Below are 26,435 nucleotides of genomic sequence, written 5' to 3' on the forward strand. Positions count from 1 at the left end.
TACTGCATGAAACGGCAGCTGTCATATGTGGTCGATTCTCGTGGGGGAAGGGCGGCGGTCAGCCGTCGAGTCGTCCCCGTCGGATGACCAGAGCGGACGTGACCGCAAGCGCCACCAAGGCCGCGACGAGCGCCGCGCCCAAACCGGTGATGACGGGAGCGACGACTGCCCGCGTGGCGGTCGGTCCTTCAGCTGACACGGCATCGCCGGCGCCGACGTATTCCGGTTGCGCTGGGTCGCCCTGCGGTGGGGTGAGATCCACGCCCTGTCCGCGCTCGGCGCGGGAAGCTTCGGGGCGTTGTGGCGTCTCTCCGTCGGGCGACATCGAAGACGCGTCGGTGGTCGCCGAGTCGGCCAGCGGCGCGACGCCCGCGACGGGTTCTGCGGACGTCGACGTGTCGGCCGCATCGAGCGCAGGGCTCTCCTCTTGGCTCGACGGGCCGGCGTCGGACAGAGAGCCGGGCGCGGCCGCGGGATCCGGTGCCGGGTCCGGAGCCGGCGCGGGCGGAGGAGCGGGGGCGGCCTGTTCCGGAGTGACCGGGATCGCCGGGGCGGTCGGGCCGGTCGGAGCGCCCGGGTCGGCCGGAGTGCCCGGATCGGTCGGAGTGACCGGGTCGGTCGGGCCTGCCGGATCGGTTGGAGTGCCCGGGTCGGTCGGGTCCGTCGGGCCGGTCGGAGCGCCCGGGTCGGCCGGAGTGCCCGGGTCGGCCGGAGTGCCCGGGTCGGCCGGAGTGACCGGGTCGGTCGGATCGGTCGGAGTGACCGGGTCGGTCGGGCCCGCCGGATCGGTCGGAGCGCCGGGGTCGCCGGGGTATCGCCCTCGCCATGCCCGGGTGTCGGGAGCCCGGGCATGACGATGGGTGCGCCGCCGGGGATTCCCACGCTCACGAGATCCACCCCGATGCGGAAGCCGAGGCTCGAGCCCGCAGAGGCGGTCGCGGCGACGGCCGGGAAGTGGAGCGAGCCCTCGACGCCCTCCCTGCGATGGACTGCCCCCAGCAGTGTGCAGGTGAGTGCCGGGCCGGCGCCCCCACCGACGGCGCAGGTGGCCGCGGGCTGTCCGTGGGTGTCGGAGGCGACGAAAGGCACTTCGTCCACGCCGCGCAACTCCGGCGGCAGGACCATGTCGAACCTCGCACCGCGATCCGCTCCGGCGGGCACGGCCCAGTCCGCCGTGATCTGGAACGCCCCTCCGACGTATGCGGCGTCGGCGCCGTCCGCGAATTCCAGGTGGATGTCGGTGAACGCCCCCGCGTCGTCGGCCGCGAGTGCCGTCGAGCTCGCCGAGGCGATGCCGATCGCCACGAGCCCCATCGCCGTCGTCGGCGCGATGACGCGCCACATCGTCTTCTTTCGCATGTCGCCATGCCTCCCCAGTATCGATACCCCTGAGGCGCGTCCCCACGCGCACAGTAAAGTATTACACGACACCGGTGCGAGGGGTTCACCGCGAGAAGGGGTGAGGCTGTGAGGTCAGCCCGTGGTGGAGCGGCGCACGATGAGTTCGGGTGGGAAGACCGTCTGCCGCGGGATGCTGTCGGGGTCGGCTGCCTCTTCGAGCACGATGCGGAGCGCGGTGCGTCCGATCATCCGGCTCGGCTGCCGGATCGAGGAGAGCGGAACGGCGGCCGCGGCGGCGAACGGGATGTCGTCGAATCCGATCAGGGCGATCTCGTCGGGGACGAGCACCCGGCCACCTGCGGCGAGGGACTGCAGCAGACCGAGCGCCAGGAGATCGTTGGCGGCGAACAGCGCGTCAGGCCATTCACGACGCGGACGGGTGAGGAGCCGCGCTCCTGCCGCGGCGCCCTCCTCCACGGTCATGGCCGCCGTGGGGACGACCTCCAGGTCGACGTGTACGGAGGCGTTCTCGGCGGCGGCGCGCGCGCCGGCCAGTCGATCGGTCACCTGGCGCATGTCGAAGGGGCCGCCGACGAAGGCGATGCGGCGTCGCCCGACCTCGATCAGATGCTCCACGGCGAGCCTTCCGCCGGCGACGCTGTCGACGGAGACGGAGGAGAACCCGCTGTCTGCGCTGAACCTGTCGACGAGCACCGTCGCGATGCCGCTCGCACGGAACCGACGCAGCTGCGTCATCACGTCGCCGTATGGCGCGATCAGCAGACCGCGCACCTGCTGCTCGCGGAACAGATCGAGGTACACCTTCTCGCGGGAGGGGTCGTCGTCGGTGTTGCCGTACAGGATCGCGATGCCGTGACTGGATGCCTCGTCCTCGGCGCCGCGGACGACGTCGCTGTAGAACGGGTTCTGCCCGTCGAGGACCACGAATCCGACGGTGGTGCTGACGCCGGCGCGCAGCTTGCGGGCGGCATCGTTGCGCACGTATCCGAGTTCCTCGATGGCGCGGCTCACGCGAGCGACGGAATCGCTCGAGACCTCTTCCGGCCGGTTCAGGACGTTCGACACCGTGCCGACGGAGACGCCCGCACGGAGGGCGACATCGCGGATGCTGACCGCCACTGTTGTCCTCTCGTCGTCGGGTGGATCACGGTTCGGGTATCAGGGCTTGACCTGACGCTCGCATCACATACACTAGCCTGAAACCCACCTGAATCGATTCATCTCGGTTCATTCCGAACATCATCCCCCTCAACGGAGAGGAAAGCCAGTGGCCGACGACGCACACGCCCGCAGTGCTCCCCCCACCGCGCTGGAACTGCATCGCGTCGTGAAGTCCTTCGGGCCGGTCATCGCACTGCGCTCCGGAAGCCTCACGCTCCAGTCCGGTTCGATCCACGCCCTCATCGGCGAGAACGGCGCGGGCAAGTCCACGCTCGTGAAGATCATGGCCGGGCTGTACCGTCGCGACTCCGGAGACTTCCGCCTCCACGGCGAAGAGGTCGACTTCACCAGCACGGCGCAGTCCAAGGCCGCTGGCATCGCCGTGATCTACCAGGAGCCGACGCTCTTCCCCGATCTCTCCGTCACCGAGAACATCTTCATGGGCCGGCAGCCCACGCGCGCCCTCGGCCGCATCGATCGCAAGGCGATGCGCACCGAGGTCGATCAGATCTTCCGCCGGCTCGGCGTCGCGCTCGACCCCGATCGCATCACCGAGGGGCTGTCGATCGCCGACCAGCAGATCATCGAGATCGCCAAGGCGATCTCCCTCGACGCCAGCGTGCTGATCATGGACGAGCCCACCGCTGCCCTCAGCGGCGTGGAGGTCGACCGCCTGTTCGCGGTCGCGAGGAGCCTGCGCGACGAGGGACGCGCGATCCTGTTCATCTCGCACCGCTTCGACGAGGTGTTCGATCTGTGCGACACGGTGACCGTGATGCGTGACGGCGCCTACATCGACACGACGCCCATCGCCGACACCACCGTCGACGACCTCGTGCGTCAGATGGTCGGCCGCGACGTCACCGAGCTCTTCCCCAAGCAGGAGGCCGAGATCGGCGAACCACTGCTCGACGTGCGAGGCCTCACGAGCCCCGGAGTGTTCCACGACATCACGTTCACGGTGCGAGCCGGTGAGATCGTCGCGCTCGCTGGTCTCGTGGGTGCGGGTCGCAGCGAGGTCGCGCGTGCCGTGTTCGGCGTCGACGCCTACCGGGAGGGGAGGTGCGGATGCTGGGCGCCGCGGTGCCGCGCCGCAACCCCACCGCCGCCATGCGCCACGGCCTGGCTCTCGTGCCGGAGGACCGACGCAAGCAGGGGCTCGTGATCGATGCGAGCGTCGGTGGCAACATCACCCTCGCCATCCGCCGCACACTCGCCAGGTGGGGTCTCATCACCACCGGGATGGAGAACCGCGCGGCCGCGCTCTGGGCGTCGCGACTCGAGGTCAAGACGCACGCCCTCGACACGGTCGCGGCCACGCTTTCGGGCGGCAACCAGCAGAAGGTGGTCCTCGCCAAGTGGCTGGCCACCGACCCTCGGGTGCTGATCATCGACGAGCCCACCAGAGGCATCGACGTGGGTACGAAGTCCGAAGTGCACCGCCTGCTCTCGCAGCTCGCGGGCGAGGGGAGGGGAATCCTCATGATCTCGTCGGAGCTGCCGGAGGTCCTCGGCATGGCCGATCGCGTGCTCGTCATGCGAGAAGGACGCATCACCGCCGAGATCGCCCGCGAGGACGCCACCAGCGAGAACGTCATGTTCGCCGCGACCCACGCATCGGAGCAGCACGCATGAGCACCACGGCAACCGCGGCACCAGCCCCCGCGATCGCGAAGAAGCCCGGCGGCATCGGCCGCGCCCGCGAGGTCGGGATCCTCGTCGCGCTGATCCTCGTCGTGATCGCCGCGACCGTGAAGAATCCGAACTTCCTGTTCAGCGCCGACGGCTGGCGCGACCTGCTGCTCACCCCCTCGATCCTCGTGCTCGTCGCAGTCGGGCAGGCGATCGTCATCATCACCCGCAACGTCGACCTCTCGGTCGGCTCGGTCATGGGCCTCACGGCATTCCTCACCGGCCGCCTGTTCATGGACGTCCCCGGCATCCCGATCGCCGTCGTGGTGATCGCCGCCGTGATCTTCGGGGGCCTGCTCGGACTCGTCAACGGTGCGCTGGTGGCGTTCGCCAAGGTGCCGGCGATGGTGATCACCCTCGGCACCCTCTATGCCTATCGCGGCATAAACGTGCTCTGGACAGGCAGCGACCAGGTGCATCCGTCCGATCTCCCGAAGGCGTTCCTCGGGCTCGGCACCGAGCAGATCCTCACGATCCCGGTGCTGTCGATCGTCGCGATCGTCGTGCTGGCGATCGCCGCCTGGTACATGCGCAACACCCGGGGCGGGCGCGAGTACTACGCGATCGGCTCCGACCCCGCCGCCGCGGAGCTGTACGGTCTCAAGACCACGCGCCGCGTGCTCAGCGCCTTCGTGCTCTCGGGGCGCTCGCCGGCCTCGCCGGTGTCTTCTACGTCGCCAGATACGGATCGGTCAGCTCGCAGGTCGGCTCCGGCTGGGAGCTGGATGCCGTGGGTGCCGCCGTCATCGGAGGCATCGCCATCACCGGCGGTGTCGGGTCGGTGTGGGGTGCCGCCATCGGCGCGATGCTGCTGATGACCATCAACAGGGCGCTGCCGATCCTCGGCATCCCGGACTTCTGGCAGCGCGCCGTCGTCGGCGTGCTCATCATCGGCGCGATCGTGCTGGACCGCGTGCTCGCCGTGCGGCAGAAACGTCAGCTCATCGAGGCGAGGGACGACTCATGACAACCACCACCACGACCTCGACGCGGATCATCCGCGACTACGACCGACCGCTGTGGCGGCGGGTGCTGATCAATCGCGAGTTCGCGATCATCGCCCTCCTGGTGCTCGTCGTGCTCGTGTCGGCCGTGTCGATCCGCGGCTTCGCGCAGCCCATCACGGTCAACTACCTGCTGCTCGACGTCGCCCCCATCCTGCTGATCGCCCTGCCCATGACGCTCGTGATGATCACGGGCGAGATCGACCTCTCGGTGGGCTCCATGGTGGGCCTCGCGAGCGTCGTCACCGGCGTGCTCACCGAGTCGGGAGCACCCTTCGAGGTCGCAGCGCTCGCCGCTCTCCTTGTGGGAGCGGTCGGTGGGGCCTTCAACGGGTTCCTCGTGACGGTCGTCGGACTCCCGTCGCTCGCCGTCACGATCGGCACGCTCGCGCTGTTCCGCGGACTCGCCGTCGGACTGCTCGGGACGACGGCGGTGACCGACTTCCCGGAGATGTGGACGGCTCTGGCGAAGGCGAAGATCGCCGGCACGACGATCCCCTACATCGTCATCCCGTTCCTGATCCTCCTCGCGATCTTCGCCGTGGTCCTGCACTTCACCCCGTTCGGCCGGGGCATCTACGCCATCGGTCTCTCGAAGGATGCGGCGCGGTTCTCCGGCGTGAACGTCGAGCGGACGAAGTTCATCCTGTTCATCCTGTCCGGGGTGGTCGCCGCTTTCGCCGGCATCTTCTACACACTGCGCTTCGGCAGCGCCCGCGGCGACAACGCCACCGGTCTCGAGCTCCAGGTGATCGCCGCGGTCGTGCTCGGCGGTGTGTCGGTGTTCGGCGGCAGGGGGCACCTGCACGGTGTGGTCGCCGCGGTGCTCCTGATCGGCGTGCTCGGAAGCGGCCTGCGCCTCGCCGGAGTCACCTCCGACGTCATCAACATCATCACGGGCGGTCTGCTGATCTTCTCGGTCGTCGCAGCCAGCGTCCTCGCCTGGGCGCAGCGCATCCGCGCGAAAGCGGGACCGCCCCTCCGCGTCGCAGCCTCTCCCGCACCATGAGGCAGCCTCTCGCCGCCGGCATCCGCCCGCGGTGATCATCACGAAAGGAAGAACAATGACGTTTGCACGCAAGAGGGTCACGGCGCTCGCCGCAGTGGCCGTCGCCGCAGCGCTCGTGCTGACCGGCTGCGCCGACACCGGCAGCGGGTCGGGCGACTCCGGCTCCGGTGACGGCGGCGGATCCGACAACCTGTCGATCACGTTCCTGCCCAAGAACCTGGGCAACCCCTACTTCGACACCTCCAGTGAAGGAGGCAAGAAGGCCGTCGAGGAGTTCGGCGGCACCTTCGCCGAGGTCGGCCCCGCCGAGGCGACGCCCGACGCGCAGGTGAGCTACATCAACACCGCGACGCAGCAGGCAGTGGGCGCCCTCGTGGTCTCGGCGAACGACCCGAAGGCCATCTGCGACGCGCTCAACGAGGCGCGGGACGCCGGGGTCAAGGTCGTCACCTTCGACTCCGACACCAACCCCGAGTGCCGCGACCTGTTCATCAACCAGGCGGACTCCGACGGCATCGCGAAGGTGCAGATCGATCAGGTCGCCGAGCAGATCGGCGGCGCGGGCGAGATCGCGATCCTGTCGGCATCGGCCAACGCCACCAACCAGAACGCCTGGATCGAGCTGATGAAGGAGTACGTCGCCAGCGACTACCCCGACATCACGATCGTGGAGACCGTCTACGGCGACGACGACGATCAGACCTCGTTCGACAAGACGGCGGCCCTGCTGCAGAGCCACCCCCAGCTGAAGGGCATCGTCTCGCCGACCACGGTGGGCATCGCGGCCGCAGCCCGCTACCTGTCGACCTCGGACTTCAAGGGCAAGGTCGCGCTGACCGGACTCGGCACTCCGAACCAGATGCGGGAGTACGTGGAGGACGGCACCGTCACCTCGTTCGCGCTGTGGAACCCGGCCGACCTCGGCTACCTGTCGGCGTTCGCGGCCAAGGCGCTCGTCGAGGGTGACATCACCGGCAAGGAAGGCGACACCTTCGACGCCGGCGACCTCGGGGAGTACACGGTCGGCGCCGACGGCGTCGTGCTGCTCGGCGACCCGTTCGTGTTCGACGCGGACAACATCGGCGACTTCGACTTCTGAGTCACCGCGAAGAGGGCGCCGGGGCTTTCAGCCCCGGCGCCCTCTGTCGTTCCTGTCACGGGTGCGGGACGAACCGCTCCGGCGCATGGGTCGCCGCGACCAGGGCACGCAGTCCCTCGAGGGTCGCCGGTGCAGCGCCGAGCGCGCGCCTGGATCAGCACGTTGCCGAGCGCGGTCGCCTCGACAGGACCGGCCAGGACCGGCAGTCCCGTCCGGTCGGCCGTCGCCTGGCAGAGAAGACGGTTGAGGATCCTCCCCCGACGAGGTGGATGGCGTCGAGCGTGCGGCCCGACAGGGCGGCTGCGCTCTGGACGGCCCCGGCGAAGGACGCCGCGATCGACTCGATGATCGTCCGCGCGAACGCTGCTCGCGACGTCGGGGCCGCGTCGCCGAGGAGTGCGGTGATGCGCTGCGGCATGTCTCCCGGTGCCGTGAGCGAGGGGTCCTCGGCGTCGAACACGGGCACGGGACCGCTGACCTCGGCGGCCGCGGACAGCAGCTCCGCCAGGTCGATGCTCGCGCCGTCTTCTGCCTCCCACGCTCGCACCGTCTCGCTCAGCAGCCAGAGTCCGGTGACGTTGTGCAGGAACCGGAAGCGGCCGTCCACTCCGAGCTCGTGCGTGAAGTTCGCTGTGCGCGCGGCATCGGTCAGCACGGGTTCGGTCAGCTCCACCCCGACGAGGCCCCACGTGCCGCACGAGATGTACGCGGAGTCGGGCGTCGAGAGGGGAGTGGCCGCGACCGCGGACGCCGTGTCATGCGAACCGACGGCGATCACCGGGAGGTCCTTGCCGATGCGTGCGGCGAGCTCCGGCCGCAGTGTCCCGATCGTCGCGCCCGGATCCACGAGGGGCGGCAGGATGCTCGAGCGGATGGACAGCCGGTCGGCCAGCGCTGTGTCCCACTCGCCGTCGGCCACGCCGAGCAGACCGGTGGTCGAGGCGTTCGTGCGTTCGGCGACAGCTGACCCCGTGAGCAGGTAGGCGATGAGGTCGGGAATCAGCAGCGCGGTGTCTGCCTCGCCCAGGTGTGCGTCCACCCGGTACTGGTACAGCGTGTTGAACGGCAGGAACTGCAGTCCGTTGCGCGCGTACAGCTCGTCGAAGGGGGCGACCGCGTGCACCTCGTCGACCCCGCGGGCGGTGCGCTCGTCGCGATAGTGGAACGGCTCGCCCAGGAGCTCTCCGCCCGCGAGCAGCCCGTAGTCGACGGCCCACGAGTCGATGCCGATGCTCTCGATGCCCGGTTCGCGGCGCACGGCCTCGGTGAGCCCGTCGAGCACATGCTCGTACAGCGCGCCGAAGTCCCAGTGGAGTCCGTCTTCGCGTGCCACCGGTCCGTTCGGGAACCGCGTGACGAGTTCGAGGTCGAGGCGTCCGTCGCCGATCCGTCCGATCATGACCCGTCCGCTGGTGGCGCCGAGGTCGACGGCCGCGACCGCGCGGACGGTCATGCGCGCATCCCCTCGCCGAGTGCACAGCATCCTGCCGAGCGCACGGCGCTTTCACGTGACGTTCTCGTGCGCTCGGGGCGTTCCCGTGCACTCGGCGGAGGAGAGTCATCGCAGGAAGGCCGCGGCGACGCCGGAGTCGACCGGGATGTGCAGGCCCGTGGTGCGGCTCAGCTCGGGGCCGGTGAGCACGTAGACAGCGTCGGCGACGTTCTCGGGCACGACTTCGCGCTTGAGGATCGTGCGGTTGGCGTAGTACTGGCCGAGGTCCTCTTCCTTGACGCCGTAGGTCGCGGCGCGGTTGGCACCCCAGCCGGAGGCGAAGATGCCGGAGCCGCGGACCACGCCGTCGGGGTTGATGCCGTTGACGCGGATGCCGTGCTCGCCGAGCTCGACCGCGAGGAGGCGCACCTGGTGGGCCTGGTCGGCCTTGGTGGCGGAGTAGGCGATGTTGTTGGGCCCAGCGAAGACGGAGTTCTTCGACGAGATGTAGATGATGTCGCCGCCGAGCTTCTGGTCGATGAGCACGCGGGCGGCGGCCTTCGACACGAGGAACGAGCCCTTGGCCATCACATCGTGCTGCAGGTCCCAGTCCTTCTCGGTCGTCTCCAGCAGCGGCTTCGACAGCGACAGGCCGGCGTTGTTCACGACCAGGTCGACACCGCCGAACGCGAGCACGGCATCGTTCAGCGCAGCCTGGACCGCATCGGCGTCTGCCACGTTGGCGGCCACCCCGATCGCGACGTCGGTGCTGCCGAGCTCGGCCGCGGCGGCCTGCGCCTTCTCGAGGTCGAGGTCAGCCACGACGACACACGCGCCTTCCGCCGCGAGACGGGTGGCGATGGCCTTGCCGATGCCGCTGGCGGCTCCAGTCACGAAGGCGATGCGGCCCTGGTGCGACTTGGGCTTCGGCATGCGCTGCAGCTTGGCCTCCTCCAGCGCCCAGTACTCGATGTTGAACTTCTCGGCGTCGGAGATCGGGGAATAGGTCGAGAGCGACTCGGCGCCGCGCATCACGTTGATCGCGTTGACGTAGAACTCGCCGGCGACACGGGCGGTCTGCTTGTTCGCGCCGTAGGAGAACATGCCGACTCCGGGGATCAGCACGATGAGCGGATCCGCGCCGCGGATGGCGGGGGACTCGGCGGTGGCGTGCGCGTCGTAGTACGCCTGGTAGTCGGCGCGGTATTCGGCGTGCAGCTCGTGCAGGCGCGCGACCTGCTCATCGACGGATGCCGTCGCCGGGAGGTCGAGGATGAGCGGCTTGATCTTCGTGCGCAGGAAGTGATCGGGGCAGCTCGTGCCGAGGGCGGCCAGCGCCGGGGCCTTCTCGGACGCCAGGAAATCGAGCACGACATCGGCGTCGGTGAAGTGACCGACCATCGGCTTGTCGGTCGACGCGATGCCGCGGATCGTCCCGGCGAGTGCGGCAGCGCGCTCGCGGCGCTCGGCGGTCGGCAGCGCCTCGAAACCGGAGCGCACTCCGCCGAACGGCTCGGCCTTTCCGTGCTCGGCGATGTACGCGGCCGCGGTGTCGATGATCCAGAGGGAGTTGGCCTCGGCTTCTTCCGAGGTGTCGGCCCAGGCCGTGATGCCGTGCCCGCCGAGGATGCAGCCGATCGCCTGCGGGTTCTCGCGCTTGATCTCGGCGATGTCGAGTCCGAGCTGGAAGCCGGGGCGACGCCACGGGACCCAGGCCACCTTGTCGCCGAAGATGCGCGCTGTGAGGGCCTCGCCGTCGGCCGCGGTGGCGATCGCGATGCCGGAGTCGGGGTGGAGGTGGTCGACGTGTGCGGCGTCGACGAGGCCGTGCATGGCGGTGTCGATCGAGGAGCTGCTCCGCCCTTGCCGTGCAGGCAGTAGTCGAAGGCCGCGACCATCTCGTCTTCGCGCTCGATGCCGGGGTACACGTCGACGAGCGCGCGCATGCGGTCGAGGCGCAGCACCGCGAGGCCGCTCTCGGTCAGGGTGCCGAGGTCGCCGCCGGAGCCCTTGACCCACATGAGCTCGACCGGGCGTCCGGTGACCGGGTCGGTCTCGGTGCCCTTGGCAGAGGTGTTCCCGCCCGCGTAGTTGGTGTTCTTCGGGTCGGCGCCGAGGCGGTTCGACCGGGCGATGAGTGCGGCGGCGGTGGCGTTGGTCATGACTCTCCAAGACGGGGACGATGCACACGACCGTGTGCTCGTGCTGTTACTTCATGTGAAATCTAACACGAACTGACGCCCAGGTGAAGTGTTCAGAGGATGTCGGTGCGGTCGCGGAACGGGTCGAGCCGCTCGTCTCCTGGATCGAGTTCCGTGATCAGCGCCGAGATGTCGTCGCGCTCGAGGGCGCGGGCGACGGATCGCCGGTCGAGCTTGCTGGAGTCGATGCACACCACGGTCGTGCCCGCGTTGGCCGCCATCGCCTGCTTCAGCTCGGCCTCATCGACGGACACCTCGGACGTGCCGTCGGCGACGTCGAGGGCATCCGCGGAGGAGAAGAAGATGTCGAAGTACACCGACCTCATGCTGCGACGCGCGATGGGCCCGACCAGGCTGCCCGTGGTCGGCTCGGCGGTGCCGCCGGAGATCACCGCCGTCACGCCCTCGAGCGGATGCAGCAGCTGGAAGGACTCGAACGAGTTCGTGTAGGCGGTGAGCCCCGTCCGCGGTCCGATCATCGAGGCGAGCACATTGACCGTGGAGGAGGCGTCGAGTGCGATGCTGCCCCGGGTGGGGACCAGCTGCAGCGCCTTCTCGGCGATGGTGCGCTTGGCGCTCGCGCGGATCGCCCTCCTGGCGTCGAACGGGCGGGCTCTCGGCGCTGCCGTCGCTCCGCCGCGGACGCGCCGCACCCGTCCCTCGGCCTCCAGCTCGAGGAGGTCGCGGCGGATCGTCATGGACGAGACCGAGAACAGCTCGGCCGCGGCCTCGATCATCACGCCCTGCGGGCCGTTCGCGAGTTCGACGAGCTCATCGCGACGCCGTTGTGCTTCGAGATTGCCGGAAAGAGCCATGAGAGGAAATCTATCCGGTGCTCGATCCCGCCGCCCTAGCGGGAGCGCCCGCCGCGGTCGACGAGCGACGTCGGCACGAGGTGAAGACTCGGGTCGGCGAGAGGGCCTCCGGCGATGCGGTCGAGCAGGGTCGTCGCCGCGAGCGTGCCCAGTGCGGACACGTCGTAGGACACCACCCGGATGGGCCGCGGCAGCATCCACGACAGCTCGAAATCGTCGAACCCGGTGACGGCGATATCGGCATCGCGCACCATGAGCTCTTCAAGCGCGCCGACGGTCGCGCGGTTGTTCCCGCAGAACAGCGCGGTGGGTGCGGCGGCGGAGTCGAGCAGCATCGACACCGCAGCGCGGGCGTCTGCCGGCGTGTGCACTCCCGTGATGAGGAGAGCGGGGTCCTGCGAGCGGCCGGCGGCCGCGAACGCCTCGAGCGCACCGGCGAGGCGCTCGTCCATGGTGTAGATCTCCGTCGTGTCGAGCAGCATCGCGATGCGCTCGTGTCCCGCCGCCAGCAGTTCGGCGACCGCGGCCCGTGCCCCGCCGCGGTTGTCGAGGAGCACGGTGTCGGCGTGGATGCCGTTGCCCGGTCGATCGAGGAACACGACGGGTGTGCCGTGCGCGACCTCGGGCGCGAGGTAGGAGTGATCCGCCGACGTGGGCACGAGGATCAGGCCGCCGACCCTCCGCTGGCACAGGTCGAGTGCGACGCGTCGCTCGGTGGCGGGGTCTTCTTCGCTGGAGGCCATCACGACGTGCATGCGTCGGTGCGCGGCGACGGTCGACACCGCCGCCGCGATGCCCATGTAGAACGAGTTCGACAGGTCGGCGGCGAGGAACGCCACCGTGTCGTTCGTGCCGGAGCGCAGGCTCGCCGCCAGGGCGTTGCGGTGATAGCCCAGCCGCTCGATGGCCTCGGCGACCCGGCTCGCCATCGTCGCGTCGACGTTCGGTTCGGCGTTGATGACGCGCGAGACGGTCTTCAGGCTCACCCCTGCCGCTGCGGCGACGTCGTTCATCGTCGGTCTGCCGCTGCTGCGCATCGCCCGCTCCTTCGTCACTCCCACGATAGAAGCCGGCCGACCGTACTCAGCGCTGCGGCGCGACCGACCCGCCGGACTCGTGGGAGGAGATCGCCGCCGCGAAGATGCGGTGGGTCTGCGCGGCCTCCTCCGGACGCACCGTGCCGAACCCGTCGCCGAGTTCCCCCTGGTGCTCGGCGAGGAAGGCGGCCCACATCTGCAGGATCGCGTCGGAGAACCCCGACTCGAAGTTCGGCCCGGTGACGGTGGGCCACACGGATTGACTCCCCGCGTCGATGCGCTGCCAGCTCTGCTCGCGGCCGATCCCCGGCACGTCGACCACGGCGAAGACCTGCACCTCCTTCGGGTTCTTGGTGCTGAACCGCACACTGCCCTTCATGCCGATGGCCTCGAACACCCAGGTGTTCTTCTCGCCGGGAGCGATGCGCTTGGTCTCGGTCGTGAGGGGGAAGCGGGCGCCCTCGTGCGATGCCCAGGAGTGGATGACCGCGTTGTCCCAGGTGTCGCAGGGGAGCGGGGTGCCGTCGGGACCCGGCCGCTCGGTGACGATGTCCTGCAGCACCCCGAACACGGTCTCCGGGGCCCAGCCGAGTCGCAGAGGCACGTGCCAGGTGTGCATGCCGAGGTCGTTGAGCACGCCGGCGGCCCCGCAGTACTGCTGCTGTCGCTTCCAGTTCAGCGGCTTGGCGGTGTCGAGATCGCTGGCGTGCAGGAACGAGCACTTCGCCTCGACGATGCGACCGAGCGCGCCAGAGCGCACGTAGTCGATCGCCCACTGCGCTCCGGGGAAGAACGGCATCTCGCTCGACACCCGCACGAACGCGTCGGGGGTCTCGTCGATGGCCCGCATGATCGCATCGGCGGCCGAGCCGTCGATGCCGAAGGGCTTCTCGGCGAGGAGCGCCTTGCCCGCCTTGATCGTGTCGATGTAGAGCTGCTCGTGCAGGTCGTGCCGCACGGCGACGTACACGACATCGATGTCGGGATCGGCCAGGAGCTCCCGGTGATCGGTGGTCGTGAGGCGCACGGTGTCGATGCCCTGGAACCACGCGAGGGCCGCCGGGTTGATGTCGCACACCGCGACGAGCCGGGGGTCGGCGGGGTGGTCGACGAGTGCGGGCCAGCGTCGCAGCGCGGCAGCGAGCTCCCTGCCCATCAGTCCGCCGCCGATGATGCCGATGTTGACGCGGCGGCCGCTCATCGCCCGGCTCCGATCAGACCGAGGGCGTCGTCCACGGAGGCATCCTCGTGGACGACCGCCATGAGGGCCGCGGTGATGCCGGCCGGGTCACGGTGCTGGATCACGTTGCGCCCGTAGACGATGCCGCGCGCGCCCTGCCGGAGCACCTCGACCGTGCGTTCGAGCAGCACCCTGTCGTCGACTCGTCCGCCGCCGCGCACGAGCACAGGGGTGTCTCCCGCGGCTTGCACGACGAGGTGGTAGTCGGCGATGTCGTCGGTCGGGTCGGCCTTGATGAGGTCGGCTCCGAGCTCCCTGGCCTGGCGGACGAGGGTCACGATCCTCGAGGTGTCGCCGTCGACCGCGTATCCGCCGGATCCCGGCTTCGTCTGCATCACGAGGGGCTCGATCATGAGCGGCATCCCGAAGCGTTCGGCATCCGTGCGCAGGGCGAGGATCGACCGGATGCACTGCTCGCGCACCTCGGGGTGGCCGGGGAGGTCGAGCAGGTTCACGCACACCGCGACGGCGTCGAGCCGCACGGCGGCCTCGATCGCGTCCGGCACGTGGATCGAGTGCAGCGGCGACTCCAGCGGATCGTTGTACACGTTCGCGATGTCGGTGCGCAGCACGAGACCCGGCTTCTGCTTGCCGGGGATCGACTGCAGGAGCGGCGCCTGCCCCAGGGTCAGCTGGATGGCGTCGGGGCCGGCGTCGACCAGGGTGCGGACCGTGGCCCGCATGTCTTCGATGCCGCTGAGGAACGAGTGTTCGTGGAACGCGCCATGGTCGACGGCGACATCGAAGGCACGCCCCGAACGGGCGTGGAACAGGCGGTTGAGGCGAGGCTTCGTCATCGAGTGTGCTCTCTGCGTGAGGGTGGCGCGGCGGTGCGCAGCCTCAGTATGCAGACCTGAGACAACGTTGTCAATCGTCCGCCGGCGTCGTACGGAAGGCGGCTGATACGGTGGCCGCACGCGCCGGGTGGGGCTGCGGGAAGGGCAGGAGCATGTCGGCAGAGCTGTACGGATCACCGATCGCGGAGGCATGGCGGCGCCTCGGGCATCGAGGGCAGGCGGTCTCCGTCGAGTCGTCGCGGCGCACCGACGGCCCGGATGCGGGGAGCCGGCGGATCCGCGTGGTGAACGGCGATCTGGAGCTCGAGATCCTGCCCGATCGCGGACTCGACCTCGGGCAGTTCCGCGTTGCGGGCATCCCGCTGGCATGGACGTCGCCGACGGGCTTTCCTCCCGTGCCTGCCGACCCCGACGGGCGCGGCTGGCTCCGCGCGTTCGGGGTGGGCTGCTCACGACCTGCGGCCTGCTCAGCTTCGGCGCCCCTTCGGTCGATCAGGGCGAGTCGCACCCGCTGCACGGTCGGTACTCGTCGCTCGCCGCACAGGTGACGCGCACCGAGGTCACCGAGAGCGAGGTCGTCGTGGAGGGCGTCACGCGAGAGGTCGAGGTCTTCGGCGCCCACCTGGAGCTGCGACGGAGGATCGTGAGTCCGATCGGCTCCCGCCTCGTGCGGGTGGAGGACGCCGTGGTGAACAGGGGCGTGAAGGAGGTCGAGCCGATGGTCCTGTACCACCTGAACCTCGGCTGGCCGCTCGTCGACGAGGGCACCGTGCTCACGAGTCCGGCGACCGAGGTGCGACCGCGCGATGCGGAGGCGGAGCGGGGACTCGCCACCTGGGAACGGTTCCCCGCCCCTGCCCCCGTCTACCCCGAGCAGGTCTTCCGACACGAGCTGCCGGAGCGTTCCGACGTCGATGTGACGGTGGAGAGCGCGCGGGGACTCGCACTGCGCATCGGCTTCGACACCGCGCAGCTCGGCGCGATGTTCCAGTGGCGAGTGGCGGAGGAAGACGGGCACGTCGTGCTCGGCATCGAGCCGGCGACGGCCCCCACGATCCTCGGTCGCGCCGACGCGCGCACGCGGGCTGCTGCGTCCGCTCGCGCCGGGCGCCCGGCTCGACCTCGCCGTCGAGATCGAGGTCACGACGACGGCGTGAGCTCGCCGAACGGCCGCCTCTCGAAGATTCCTGCTTGACAACGTTGTCGAGGGAGTCGCATGATGAGTGGCAATCGAGCCGCGATGACCGCGGATTCAACGATGACAACGATGTCGAGGTAGCAATGACGCACGAACACGACGAGCCGGCCACGCACGGCGGCGCACGCCGTGACGACCGGCGCCGCGCACGGATCACGGATGTCGCGCACCTCGCCGGTGTGAGCATCAAGACCGTCTCGCGTGTCGTCAACGGCGAAGCAGGCGTCCTCCCCGACACCCGCAAGCGCGTGGCAGCCGCCGTCCTCGAGCTCGGATTCGTCCCCGATCGGCGGGCGCGCTCGCTCAAGCGCGGCGACACCGACACCATCGGGATCCTCATCGACGCGATCTCGGACCCGTTCTTCGCGGCCTTCGTCAGCGCGGTGGAGGAACTCGCCGTCGCGGCAGGCCTCAACGTCCTGTTCGCCAGCACCGTCCACGACGCCGCGCAGGAGCGTGAGCAGCTCGCGCGTCTGACCGGCGACCGGCTGCGCGGTCTCATCATCTCGCCGTTCGCGATCGAGGCTGCGGAGCTCGAGCCGCTCCGACGCCGATTCCCCGTGATCTGCGTCGACCGTTCGCGCGAGGGGATCGACTCCGTCATCGTCGACGATTACGGCGCGACGTACGAGGCGATCAGCGGCTTCCTCGCCCGCGGCCATCGGCGTATCGGCTTCATCGGCGAGGAGACGCCGTATCCGACGGTCCACGAGCGCCTCCGCGCCTTCCGTGCTGCGCACGCGGAAGCCGGTATCGAGGTCGACGAGACGCTCGTGATCTCGCAGGGCCGACACCGCGAGGAGCGGTCGATCAGCGACCTCCTCACGCGCCCCGACGCCCCGACCGCCGTCTTCTGCGCCACGAGCCCCGCAGCGATCGCCACGATCCACGTGCTCAGCGCCGACCACATCCCGATGCCCGCTCTCATCTCGTTCGGCGACTTCCAGTTCGCTGACGTCTTCACGCCCGGCATCACCTGCGTGGACCAGGACCCGCGCCTCATCGGCGAAGCCGCCTTCCGCCGGCTCATGGAGCTCGGCGCGGACAGCGAAGCCGAGCCCGCCCACATCGTGGTGCCGACGCGCCTGATCGCCCGCGGCTCGGGGAGAGATGGCGCCGGACCGCGAGGTGCCGTCGCGCCCGATCGGAGACCTGCGATGAACCCCGTCCTGCTGCCGCCGAACCCCGTCCAGCACTTCTACCGCGGCGGCGACCGGATCGCGGCGCTGCGCGGGATCGTCCCCGAGACCGACCACCAGCCGGAGGAATGGCTCGGGGCGACGGTCTCCCGGTTCGGCGACCCCCGCACGGGGCTCGCGATCACCGCGGACGGCGAGATCCTGCGCGACCTCGTCACCGCGGACCCCGCAGGATGGACGGGGCCGGTGAGGGGACGGGATGCCGGAGACGTCGGCATCCTCGTCAAGCTCCTCGACGCACGCCAGCGCCTCCCCGTGCACGTGCACCCCGGACGCGGCTTCGCGGTCGAGCACCTCGACTGCCCCTATGGCAAGACCGAGGCCTGGTACGTCCTCGACACCGAGCCCGACTCCGCGGTGCACGTGGGGTGGAACACCGACCTCGACCGCGACGAGCTCGACCGTCGGCGCGACGCGCAGGACAGCGAGTGGATGCTCGCCCACATGAACCGCGTCGTGGTGCGCGAGGGCATGGGCATCCTCGTCCCGGCCGGCACCGCGCACGCCATCGACGGCGGGATCTTCGTCGCCGAGGTGCAGGAGCCGACGGACTTCTCGATCCTCCTGGAGTGGTCGGTGACGACGTCGACCCGCGAGGAGTCGCACCTGGACCTGGGCTTCGACGCCGTGATGCCGGCGGTGTCGTCCGACCGCCTCGCGCCGGAGCACCTCGCCGCGCTCATCAGCGAGGCCGGGACCACACCGGCCGGCACAGGCTTCCGCTCGCTCCTGCCGGCCGCCGCCGACCCGTACTTCCGCCTTTGGGATGCCGCGACGCTCGGCACGCGCACGTCGGTGCGTCCTGCGGGCTTCGCCGTCGTGCTGATCTCGGAGGGAGCGGGCGAGCTCGTGGGAGCCGACGGACGCCTCCCGGTCTCGCAGGGACAGGTGCTGGCCGTGCCGTACTCCTTCGGGGACTGGACCGTCGAGGGGGATGCCGCCGTGCTCGTCGCCGAGCCGGGTGCCGGATGGCCGACGACCCTCGCCGCTGCGGAGCTGCGATGAACGCGTACATGGTCGGCGTCGACGTGGGCTCCACGAGCATCAAGCTCCTCGTGACCGGGACGGACGGCCGTCAGGAGCTCGTCGCGAGCAGGCGGTCGCCGTGGCGGAGCGGCGAGCACGGGCGCGCCGAGATGTCGGCCGCTCTCGTCATGGACACGGTGCGGGAACTGGCGCACGAGGCCGATTCCCTGCTCTCGGAGCGCGGGTCGTACCGCGTCCTCGCACTCGGGGTGTCCGGGATGGCGGAGGCGGGAGTCGTCCTCGACCCCGATGGCCGGCCGGCGGCGCCGATCCTCGCGTGGTTCGACCCGCGTGGCGCCGAGGAGATCCTCGCGACGCCCGAGGCCTTCCGTGCCGAGTTCCTCGGTCGGACCGGGCTGCCGGTGGGTCCCCTCGCCTCGATCGCGAAGCTCCTGCACCTTCGCGGCACGGGCGTCGATCTGCACGGGCAGACCTTCCTGAACGTGCCGGAGTACGTCGTGCACTCGCTCGGGGTCCCCGTGTGGCGGAGTACTCGCTCGTCTCGCGCACCGGCCTTCTCGACCAGGACGACAGCACGCCGTGGGACACCGCGTTCGAGGTGCTGGGCGTCGGCCCCGACCTGCTCGCCGAGCGCGTCGGCGCGGGGACGCCCGTCGGGATCGTCACCGACGACGCGATGCCGGATGGCTTCCGCGGCGCCGTCCTCACGGTCGCGGGCCACGACCACCTCGTGTCGGCCGTCGCGGTCGGCGCGGTCCACAGCGGCCAGCTCTACGACTCGATGGGAACCGCCGAAGCGCTCGTGCGCGTGCTCGACGAACCCCTGCCCTTCGACGCGCGCGAACGCCTCGCCGTGGCGGGCATCAACACCGTCCGCCATGTGCTGCCCGGCAAGTACGTCCTCCTCGCCGGCACCAAGTCCGGACTCCTCATGCGGCGGGTGCTGCAGGTGCTGGGCATCGCGGATGCGCAGGGACGGGCCCGCATCGACGACGAGGTGATGGCGCTGCCCGTCGCGGGCTCCCTCGCCGACGGCGGGTTGAGCGTGACGGGCGCCCGCAACGACGACGGCGTGCTGAAGATCGTCGCGAACAGCGACGGCCTCACCCCCGCCGAGCTGTTCACGGCGACGCTGCTGCACGGCAACGACATGTGCGCCGAGCTGATGGAGGTCATGGACCGCGAGGTCTCTCCTCCCACCTCGACCGTGCTCACCGGCGGCTGGTCGAGCATGGCCAGCATCGTCAGGGCCCGGCGGCGCGTGCTGCCGGACGTCACGGTCGCGACGCACGACGAAGCCACCGCCTTCGGGGCGGCGCTGTTCGCCGCATCGGCCGCGAACAGCGAAGCCGACTTCGAGAGCGTGGCCGCCGGGTTCCGCTCCGGACATTCCGATCACAACCACAGCAAGGGAAGGAGCTGACCCATGTCGCTCAGTTCTACGGTTCCGGTTCTCCAGGCGCGAGGACTGTCGCGTCAGTTCGGTCACGTGCGCGCACTGAACGACGTCGACTTCGAGGTGTACCCGGGGGAGGTGACGGCGCTGATCGGCGACAACGGCGCGGGCAAGTCGACCCTCGTCAAGGCGCTCTCGGGCAACCTCGCCATCGACTCGGGGACGATCCTCTTCGACGGTGCAGAGGCCGACATGTCCACCCCGTCCGCGGTGAGCGCGCTCGGGGTCGAGACCGTGTACCAGGACCTCGCCCTCGCCCCGCATCTCGACCCCGTGCAGAACATGTACCTCGGCCGCGAGCTGCGCCAGAACGGTCTCGCCGGCACTCTCGGCTTCATGAAGACCAAGGAGATGCGGGCACAGTCGCGCGCCGCGTTCGACGAGCTCGGTGCGACCGTGCGTTCGCTGACCTCGCCGGTCGGTGAGATGTCGGGTGGTCAGCGTCAGGCGATCGCGATCGCCCGCGCCGTGCACTGGGCATCGCGGGTCGTGTTCCTCGACGAGCCCACCGCGGCCCTCGGCGTGCGGCAGACCAAGAACGTGCTCGAGACGATCCGCCGCGTGCGCGACAAGGGCATCGCCGTCGTGTTCATCTCGCACTCGATGCCGCACGTCATGGAGGTCTCCGACCGCATCCAGGTGCTGCGCCTTGGTACCAGGGTCGCGAACATCCCGGCGAACGACACCTCGATGGAGGAGCTCGTGGGGCTCATGACCGGCGCCGTCACCCGTGACGCCGCCCCGCCCGCCGACCTCGCGCCCGAAGGCGACCTCGCCGAGGGCACTGACGCTGAGAAGGAGTCGAACCGATGAGCACCACGAAGCCGCCGACCGAGACGGTCGCGATCGGCACGCTGGAGGAGCCGAAGACCGGCTACTTCCGCAACCTGATCAAGGCGCAGGCGTTCCAGATCCTGCTCGTGCTGATCGCGATCGTGCTGGTCTTCAGCGCGTTGGCGCCCGACACGTTCGCGCAGTGGTCGAACTTCCGTCTGATCATCCAGAACGCCTCCATCCTCGCCGTGCTCGCGGTCGGCATGACGTACGTGATCATCACGGCGGGCATCGACCTGTCGATCGGCTCCGTCCTGGTGTTCTCCGGAGTGGTGTCGGCGATGGTCATGCGTGCGATGGGCGGCGACGGGTGGGGCACGGCCGTCGTCGGCATCCTCGTCGCGATCGCCTGTGGCATCGGCTGGGGCCTCCTCAACGGATTCCTCATCGCCAAGGCGAAGATCCCGCCGCTGATCGTCACCCTCGGCACGCTGGGCATGGCGCTCGGCCTCGCGCAGATCCTCACCGGCGGCGTCGACATCCGCGAGGTGCCCTCGGTGCTGACCACGACGATCGGCTACGGGAACGTCTTCGGCACCATCCCCACCATCTCGGTGATCGCCCTGGTGGTCGTGGTCATCGGCGGCGTGGTGCTGCACTTCACCCGCTTCGGCCTGCACACCTACGCCGTCGGGTCGAGCGAACTCGCTGCGCGCCGCGTCGGCGTCAAGGTCGACCGACACCTCATCTCCATCTACACGCTGTCGGGCGGACTCGCGGGCATCGCCGGCATCCTGTCGCTGTCGCAGTTCTCCACCACCGCGATCGCCGGACAGTCGCAGACGAACCTGAACGTCATCGCCGCGGTCGTCATCGGCGGCACCAGCCTCTTCGGCGGCGTCGGCACGATCGTCGGGACCGTCGTCGGTCTCTTCATCCCCGCCGTCCTGCAGAACGGCTTCGTCATCACGGGCGTCCCGCCGTTCTGGCAGCAGGTCGCCGTCGGCGCCGTCCTCATCACCGCCGTCTACGTCGACCAGGCCCGCCGGTCGGCGGCCATGCGCGGCGGTTCGCAAAGCCTCTGGCGCAAGTTCGTCAGCGGGGGCCGGCGTACCTGACGCCCGGCCCACCACCCATCCACACACAGTCAAGAGAAGAACGGTGATCACAATGAAGTGGAACAGGAAAGCGATCAGCATCGCCGCGCTCGGCGCGAGCGCAGCGCTCGTCCTCGCCGGCTGCGCAGGCGGAGGCGACGATGCCGGCGGCGACGGCGGCTCCGGCGGCGACGACGGCTACGAGATCGCATTCGTGCAGGGCGTGGCAGGAGACGAGTTCTACATCTCCATGCAGTGCGGCATCGAAGAGGCGGCAGAGGCCGCCGGTGCCACGGTCAAGGTGCAGGGCCCGGAGAAGTTCGACCCGACCCTGCAGAAGCCGATCGTCGACGCGCTCGTGGCCTCCAAGCCCGACGCGCTGCTCATCGCCCCGACCGACGTCACGGCCATGCAGGCGCCGATCCAGGCGGCGGCAGACGCCGGCATCAAGGTCGTCCTCGTCGACACGACGCTGGAGGACCCCTCGATGGCGGTCTCACAGATCGCGTCCGACAACGAGGGCGGCGGCGCGGCGGCGTTCGAGGCCATCCAGGCTGCGCACCCCGATGGCGGCAAGGTCCTCGTCGTCTCGATCGACCCGGGCATCTCGACCTCCGACGCGCGTGCCGAAGGATTCGAGAACGCCGTGGCGGAAGACTCCAAGTTCGAGTCGCTCGGCATCGAGTACTCGCACAACGAGCCCGCCGAGGCCGCCCGCATCGTGACCGCAGCGCTGCAGGCGAACCCCGACATCGTGGGGATCTTCGCCGCGAACCTGTTCGCAGCCGAGGGCACGGCCACCGGCATCCAGCAGGCGGGCAAGCAGGGCGAGGTCACGGTCGTCGGATTCGACGCCGGTCCCGCACAGGTCGAGGCGCTCCGCAACGACATCGTGCAGGCCCTGGTCGCCCAGGAGCCGGCGACCATCGGCAAGGACGGCGTCGCCCAGGCGCTCGCCGCTCTCGAGGGCGACGCCAACGAGGAGAAGATCCAGACCGGGTTCACGGTGATCACCAAGGAGAACATCGACACCGACGGCGCGGACGCCGTCTACAAGTCGACCTGCTGACACCACCCTCTTCCGGCGGCCGGGGACACCCGGCCGCCGGAAGCCACCACCGAGAGGACACCATGAGCTTTCCTGACCTCGCGGGGCGCGTCGCCGTCGTCACCGGCGGAGCCCGCGGCATCGGCTACTCCCTCGCCTCCACGCTCGCTCGCCAGGGCGTGAGCGTCGCCCTGCTCGACCTGCTGCCCGACGTCGAGGAGTCGGCCGCCAGGCTCGCTGCCGAGACGGGCGTCCCCACCGCGGCCGCCCGCGTCGACGTGACCGATGCCGCCTCCGTCGAGGCGGCCTTCGCGACCGTGCGGGAGCACATCGGCATCGCGGATCTGCTCGTGACCGCGGCAGGCATCACGATCTGGGGTGACTCGGCCGAGGTCGATCCCGCGACCTGGTCGAAGGTCATCGATGTGAACCTCAGCGGGACCTTCTACGCCACGCAGGCGTTCGCGCGCCCGCTGCTCGCCGAGGGCCGCGACGGTTCGGCGATCCTGATCTCCTCGATGTCGGGGCGGGTCGTCAACGTTCCGCAGCACCAGGCGTCGTACAACGCGTCCAAGGCCGCGGTCGACCAGCTGGCGAAGTCGCTCGCGGTCGAATGGGCACCGCGCATCCGTGTCAACGCCATCGCCCCCGGCTACATCCTGTCCGACATGACGCGGCAGTTCACCGAGGCGAACCCCGACCTCGCGGCCGACTGGATCTCGCAGATCCCCGCAGGGCGCATGGGCGAGCCCGCCGACCTCGACGGACTGCTCCTGCTGCTCGCCTCATCGGCCTCGTCGTACCTCACCGGGCAGACGCTGGTGATCGACGGCGGCTACACCGCGATCTGACATGTCGACCGCCTATCTCGCCGTCGATCTCGGCTCTTCCAGCGTCCGCGTCATGGTCGGGATCCTCCGCACCGTGTCGGGGGCGGGGTCGCTCGTGATCCGGGAAGCCGGCCGCTTCCCGAACATCCCGGTACGACGACCCGAAGGACTCGGGTGGGACGTCGCCGCCCTGCACGCCGGGGTCGTGGAGGGTCTTCGGTCGGGTGTCGCCGCAGCGCGGGCTGCCGGCGCGGAGGTGCGGGGCATCGGCGTCGCCGCGTGGGGCGTCGACTACGCCAGGCTGACCGCAGACGGCGTGCTCCGCGATTTCGTCCGGCATCACCGCGACGCCGATGCCGTCCTCGCGGCGCAGACTTCAGCGGAACGCGACCTCGCCGCGGACTACGCCGTGACCGGCGTGCTCGATCAGGCGATCAACACGGCCCACCAGCTCCGGCAGGACCGGGCGGCGGGGATCGGCGCGGCGGACGACACCATCCTGCTGACCGCCGACATCTTCGTGCATCTGCTGACCGGCCGGGTCGGCGCCGAGGTCTCGCTCGCCTCCACCACCGGACTGCTCGACCGTGCGACGGGCGACTGGTCGATCCCGCTCTCCGCAGGGCTGCCGGCACTGCTGCCGCCGATCGTCGAAGACGGATCGTGGTCGGGGTCGACCACCCCTGAGGTCACGGCAGCGATCGGAGCCGACGACCCCGTGCCCGTGTTCGCGGTCACCGCGCACGACACCGCCGCCGCGTTCATGGCCGTGACGGACGCCGCGGACGAGGGGACCGGCGTGGTCTCCAGCGGCAGCTGGGGAGTCGCCGGTCTGGCCCTCGCCGCGCCCCTGCTCGACGAGAGCGCGCGACGGGAGGGCTTCACACAGGAGATCGGTGCGGCCGGCGACACCCTGCTCGTGAAGAACCTCAGCGGCATGTGGCTCCTGCAGCAGACGCTGCGCGAATGGGCGGAGGCGGATGGCTCGTCCGCAGCGCCCATCGAGATGCTCACCGACCTCCTGGCCGCGGCCGCCGACTCGCACTACCGGGGACGCTTCGATCCGGCCGACCCGTCCTTGCAGGCCCCCGACGGTCTGACGGCCCGCATCGCCGCGGCGTGCACGGCCACCGGGAGCGCACCGCCGACCTCGCGCGGCGACTTCGTCCGGGCGATCGTCGACAGTCTCGCCGCTGCGTACGCCGACACCCTCCGCGTGGCCGCGGACCTGAGCCGACGGCGCCTCGAACGTATCCGCATCGTCGGCGGAGGAGCCCGCAACGATCTGCTGTGTGCGCTCACGGCCGAGCGCAGCGGTCTCCCGGTCATCGCCGGCCCCGTCGAGGCCTCGGTGCGCGGCGTGCTGCTGCAGGTGGCCGTCGCCGCGGGTGACCTGACGGATGCCGCGTCCGCCAGGGGCATCGTCGTGGACGACGGCGACGGTCCTGCGCGCTTTCATCCGGCGGCCGCCGTCGCCACCGCAACCCCGACGATCGGAGATCCTTCGTGAACCACCGCGACCTGTTGGCAGACCTCAGCCGACGCTTGGGCGACCCCGTCATGGAGGCGGCGCTGCTCAGCGAGGGCAACACCTCGGCACGGGATGGCGGCCACATGCTCGTCAAGGCCTCGGGGGCGGTGCTCGGCTCCGCACAGCCAGAGGACTTCGTGCGGATCGCCCTCGACGAGGCGCTGCGCCTGATCGACGACGAGCACACGGGCGGAGCCGACATCGACCGCTGGTTCGACCGGATCGCCGCGGAGCAGGGGCGGCGCCCCTCCGTCGAGGCGCTGCTCCACGCCGTGCTGTACGACCAGACCCCGGCGCGGGTGATCGCCCACTCGCATCCGACCGCCGTGAACGCCCTGCTGTGCTCGGAGCATCCAGAGCTGCTGGTGGACGGGGCGCTGTTCCCCGACCAGATCGTGGTGCTCGGCGCTGCGCCGCTGCTCGTGCCCTACATCGACCCCGGGCTCCCGCTGGCCCGCGAGGTGCGCCGCCTGGTGCGCGCACACGCGGAGCGGCACGGCAGGCCACCGGCGACCGTGTATCTGCAGAACCACGGGATGTTCGTGGTCGGTGCGAATCCGGATCAGGTGCTGGGGATGACCGCGATGGCCCAGAAGTGCGCGCGGGCGATCATCGGGGCTGCGGCCGTCGGGGGCGTGCGTTTCATGCCCGCCGAGGAGGTGCAGCGCATCGACACGCGCCCCGACGAGGTCTATCGCAGAGCGCTGCTGGCCGAGGGGGTGGCGCGATGACCGCCGTGACGCTCGAGGGCAAGGTCGCGGTGTTGACCGGTGCGAGTTCGGGGATCGGCCTCGCGACGGCGAACGCGCTCGCCGCGGAGGGCTGCCACGTTGTGGCCGTCGCCCGTGACGCGGAGCGCCTCGCCGCGCTCGCCGCCGACCACCCCGACCGCATCTCCACGATCCAGGCCGACGTGTCGGACCCCGCGGCCGCGACGCAGATCGTCGACGAGACGCTCCGACGGCACGGGCGCCTCGACATCGTGCTGCCCAACGCCGGTATCTACCTCGGCGGTGATCTGGCCGATGCCACGGTCGACCAGATCGCGGCCGTCGTCGCGACGAACGTGACCGGTGTCATGGCACTCGTGCGCGCGGCCCTGCCCTCGCTCCTCGCACAGGGCAGCGGCGACATCCTGGTGACCAGTTCGGTCTCGGGGCATCAGGACATCGAGTGGGAGCCGGTGTACTCGGCCAGCAAGCACGCCGTGCAGTCGTTCGTGCACACGGTTCGTCGGCAGTACGCCGACAGCGGCGTTCGGATCGGCGCCATCGCGCCCGGGATGGTGCTCAACCCGCTGTGGGGCTTCGCGCACGGCTCCCCGGAGGAGGCGGAGCGCATCGCCGAGGGGACGGGGATCCGTTCGGCGGACGTCGCCGATGCGATGCTGTTCATGCTGACGAGGCCGCCGCACGTGGTCGTGCGCGATCTCGTGCTGCTGCCGACCGGGCAACCGATCTGACGGA

General features: G+C 70.1%; 17 protein-coding genes and 6 pseudogenes. 15 read left to right on the forward strand and 8 right to left on the reverse strand.

The window, feature by feature from the left end:
- Positions 1 to 58: 58 nt before the first annotated feature.
- The gene (locus K1X59_RS03980; RefSeq protein ID WP_183151897.1) at positions 59 to 262 is read right to left on the reverse strand and encodes a hypothetical protein; all 204 of its coding nucleotides are present in this window, start codon (positions 260 to 262) and stop codon (positions 59 to 61) included.
- A gap of 1,211 nt (positions 263 to 1,473) precedes the next feature.
- Complete coding sequence (locus K1X59_RS03985) at positions 1,474 to 2,481, reverse strand: LacI family DNA-binding transcriptional regulator (protein ID WP_183151899.1); 1,008 nt, start codon at positions 2,479 to 2,481, stop codon at positions 1,474 to 1,476.
- A 148-nt stretch (positions 2,482 to 2,629) separates the two neighbouring features.
- On the opposite strand from K1X59_RS03985, the pseudogene K1X59_RS03990 reads away from it, so the two are divergent.
- The 4 genes and pseudogenes from K1X59_RS03990 (at position 2,630) to rhaS (ending at position 7,327) form a co-directional block, all read left to right on the forward strand.
- A pseudogene (locus tag K1X59_RS03990) lies at positions 2,630 to 4,158 on the forward strand (sugar ABC transporter ATP-binding protein).
- Positions 4,155 to 5,182 (forward strand): annotated as a pseudogene (locus K1X59_RS03995) (ABC transporter permease). Before K1X59_RS03990 ends, K1X59_RS03995 begins: the two co-directional pseudogenes overlap by 4 nt.
- Complete coding sequence (locus K1X59_RS04000; RefSeq protein WP_183151901.1) at positions 5,179 to 6,228, forward strand: ABC transporter permease; 1,050 nt, start codon at positions 5,179 to 5,181, stop codon at positions 6,226 to 6,228. The pseudogene K1X59_RS03995 and the gene K1X59_RS04000 overlap by 4 nt, the downstream one beginning before the upstream one ends.
- Before the next feature lie 55 nt (positions 6,229 to 6,283).
- Complete coding sequence (gene rhaS / locus K1X59_RS04005; protein ID WP_183151902.1) at positions 6,284 to 7,327, forward strand: rhamnose ABC transporter substrate-binding protein; 1,044 nt, start codon at positions 6,284 to 6,286, stop codon at positions 7,325 to 7,327.
- Between the two features lie 55 nt (positions 7,328 to 7,382).
- Here the strand turns inward: rhaS and K1X59_RS04010 are convergent.
- From K1X59_RS04010 to K1X59_RS04035, 6 genes and pseudogenes are all read right to left on the reverse strand, one after another.
- Positions 7,383 to 8,780 (reverse strand): annotated as a pseudogene (locus K1X59_RS04010) (rhamnulokinase family protein).
- A 105-nt stretch (positions 8,781 to 8,885) separates the two neighbouring features.
- Positions 8,886 to 10,921: pseudogene (locus K1X59_RS04015) on the reverse strand (bifunctional aldolase/short-chain dehydrogenase).
- 92 nt (positions 10,922 to 11,013) lie between these two features.
- Positions 11,014 to 11,775: a DeoR/GlpR family DNA-binding transcription regulator gene (locus K1X59_RS04020; RefSeq protein WP_183151904.1), complete on the reverse strand. Its 762-nt coding sequence runs from the start codon at positions 11,773 to 11,775 to the stop codon at positions 11,014 to 11,016.
- A 35-nt stretch (positions 11,776 to 11,810) separates the two neighbouring features.
- Positions 11,811 to 12,812 carry a LacI family DNA-binding transcriptional regulator gene (locus K1X59_RS04025; protein ID WP_220173947.1) on the reverse strand — a complete coding sequence of 334 codons (1,002 nt, stop codon included), beginning with the start codon at positions 12,810 to 12,812 and terminating at the stop codon, positions 11,811 to 11,813.
- A 46-nt stretch (positions 12,813 to 12,858) separates the two neighbouring features.
- A complete protein-coding gene (locus tag K1X59_RS04030) occupies positions 12,859 to 14,013 on the reverse strand; it encodes a Gfo/Idh/MocA family protein (RefSeq protein ID WP_220173948.1) in 1,155 nt (384 codons plus the stop codon).
- Positions 14,010 to 14,849, reverse strand: coding sequence for a class I fructose-bisphosphate aldolase (locus K1X59_RS04035; protein ID WP_183151906.1), 840 nt, complete (start codon positions 14,847 to 14,849; stop codon positions 14,010 to 14,012). The genes K1X59_RS04030 and K1X59_RS04035 overlap by 4 nt, the downstream gene beginning before the upstream one ends.
- A gap of 152 nt (positions 14,850 to 15,001) precedes the next feature.
- On the opposite strand from K1X59_RS04035, the pseudogene K1X59_RS20745 reads away from it, so the two are divergent.
- The 11 genes and pseudogenes from K1X59_RS20745 to K1X59_RS04095 all read left to right on the forward strand — a co-directional run bounded on the left by K1X59_RS20745 (position 15,002) and on the right by K1X59_RS04095 (position 26,431).
- Positions 15,002 to 16,044, forward strand: a pseudogene (locus K1X59_RS20745) (aldose 1-epimerase family protein).
- A gap of 86 nt (positions 16,045 to 16,130) precedes the next feature.
- Positions 16,131 to 18,251: a substrate-binding domain-containing protein gene (locus K1X59_RS04050; protein WP_220173950.1), complete on the forward strand. Its 2,121-nt coding sequence runs from the start codon at positions 16,131 to 16,133 to the stop codon at positions 18,249 to 18,251.
- A gap of 8 nt (positions 18,252 to 18,259) precedes the next feature.
- Positions 18,260 to 18,661: pseudogene (locus K1X59_RS22730) on the forward strand (FGGY family carbohydrate kinase); the annotation flags it as partial.
- A 92-nt stretch (positions 18,662 to 18,753) separates the two neighbouring features.
- Positions 18,754 to 19,656, forward strand: coding sequence for a hypothetical protein (locus K1X59_RS20750; protein ID WP_258567061.1), 903 nt, complete (start codon positions 18,754 to 18,756; stop codon positions 19,654 to 19,656).
- Positions 19,657 to 19,659: 3 nt separating this feature from the next.
- Positions 19,660 to 20,502, forward strand: coding sequence for an ATP-binding cassette domain-containing protein (locus K1X59_RS04065; RefSeq protein ID WP_183151910.1), 843 nt, complete (start codon positions 19,660 to 19,662; stop codon positions 20,500 to 20,502).
- Positions 20,499 to 21,581 carry an ABC transporter permease gene (locus tag K1X59_RS04070; RefSeq protein WP_183151911.1) on the forward strand — a complete coding sequence of 361 codons (1,083 nt, stop codon included), beginning with the start codon at positions 20,499 to 20,501 and terminating at the stop codon, positions 21,579 to 21,581. The genes K1X59_RS04065 and K1X59_RS04070 overlap by 4 nt, the downstream gene beginning before the upstream one ends.
- Before the next feature lie 52 nt (positions 21,582 to 21,633).
- Positions 21,634 to 22,629, forward strand: a complete 996-nt coding sequence (locus K1X59_RS04075; protein WP_183151912.1) for an ABC transporter substrate-binding protein — start codon at positions 21,634 to 21,636, stop codon at positions 22,627 to 22,629.
- A gap of 62 nt (positions 22,630 to 22,691) precedes the next feature.
- Positions 22,692 to 23,459, forward strand: a complete 768-nt coding sequence (locus tag K1X59_RS04080; RefSeq protein ID WP_183151913.1) for an SDR family oxidoreductase — start codon at positions 22,692 to 22,694, stop codon at positions 23,457 to 23,459.
- A 1-nt stretch (position 23,460) separates the two neighbouring features.
- Positions 23,461 to 24,948, forward strand: a complete 1,488-nt coding sequence (locus tag K1X59_RS04085; protein ID WP_220173953.1) for a rhamnulokinase family protein — start codon at positions 23,461 to 23,463, stop codon at positions 24,946 to 24,948.
- Positions 24,945 to 25,700, forward strand: a complete 756-nt coding sequence (locus K1X59_RS04090) for a class II aldolase/adducin family protein (RefSeq protein WP_220173954.1) — start codon at positions 24,945 to 24,947, stop codon at positions 25,698 to 25,700. The genes K1X59_RS04085 and K1X59_RS04090 overlap by 4 nt, the downstream gene beginning before the upstream one ends.
- Positions 25,697 to 26,431 carry an SDR family oxidoreductase gene (locus K1X59_RS04095; RefSeq protein WP_183151915.1) on the forward strand — a complete coding sequence of 245 codons (735 nt, stop codon included), beginning with the start codon at positions 25,697 to 25,699 and terminating at the stop codon, positions 26,429 to 26,431. Before K1X59_RS04090 ends, K1X59_RS04095 begins: the two co-directional genes overlap by 4 nt.
- Positions 26,432 to 26,435 lie beyond the last annotated feature (4 nt).

It is taken from the genome of Microbacterium sp. Se5.02b (genome assembly GCF_019464375.1).
Taxonomy (GTDB): domain Bacteria; phylum Actinomycetota; class Actinomycetes; order Actinomycetales; family Microbacteriaceae; genus Microbacterium.

Excerpts from the sequence above, each read along its gene's own strand:
- K1X59_RS04070 (WP_183151911.1), top strand. The coding sequence starts at position 20,499 with ATGAGCACCACGAAGCCGCCGACCGAGACGGTCGCGATCGGCACGCTG.
- K1X59_RS04030 (WP_220173948.1), bottom strand. The coding sequence starts at position 14,013 with ATGAGCGGCCGCCGCGTCAACATCGGCATCATCGGCGGCGGACTGATG.
- K1X59_RS04095 (WP_183151915.1), top strand. The coding sequence starts at position 25,697 with ATGACCGCCGTGACGCTCGAGGGCAAGGTCGCGGTGTTGACCGGTGCG.
- K1X59_RS04075 (WP_183151912.1), top strand. The coding sequence starts at position 21,634 with ATGAAGTGGAACAGGAAAGCGATCAGCATCGCCGCGCTCGGCGCGAGC.
- K1X59_RS04025 (WP_220173947.1), bottom strand. The coding sequence starts at position 12,812 with ATGCGCAGCAGCGGCAGACCGACGATGAACGACGTCGCCGCAGCGGCA.
- K1X59_RS04000 (WP_183151901.1), top strand. The coding sequence starts at position 5,179 with ATGACAACCACCACCACGACCTCGACGCGGATCATCCGCGACTACGAC.
- K1X59_RS04020 (WP_183151904.1), bottom strand. The coding sequence starts at position 11,775 with ATGGCTCTTTCCGGCAATCTCGAAGCACAACGGCGTCGCGATGAGCTC.
- K1X59_RS04080 (WP_183151913.1), top strand. The coding sequence starts at position 22,692 with ATGAGCTTTCCTGACCTCGCGGGGCGCGTCGCCGTCGTCACCGGCGGA.
- K1X59_RS04050 (WP_220173950.1), top strand. The coding sequence starts at position 16,131 with ATGACGCACGAACACGACGAGCCGGCCACGCACGGCGGCGCACGCCGT.
- K1X59_RS04035 (WP_183151906.1), bottom strand. The coding sequence starts at position 14,849 with ATGACGAAGCCTCGCCTCAACCGCCTGTTCCACGCCCGTTCGGGGCGT.
- K1X59_RS04065 (WP_183151910.1), top strand. The coding sequence starts at position 19,660 with ATGTCGCTCAGTTCTACGGTTCCGGTTCTCCAGGCGCGAGGACTGTCG.
- K1X59_RS04085 (WP_220173953.1), top strand. The coding sequence starts at position 23,461 with ATGTCGACCGCCTATCTCGCCGTCGATCTCGGCTCTTCCAGCGTCCGC.
- rhaS (WP_183151902.1), top strand. The coding sequence starts at position 6,284 with ATGACGTTTGCACGCAAGAGGGTCACGGCGCTCGCCGCAGTGGCCGTC.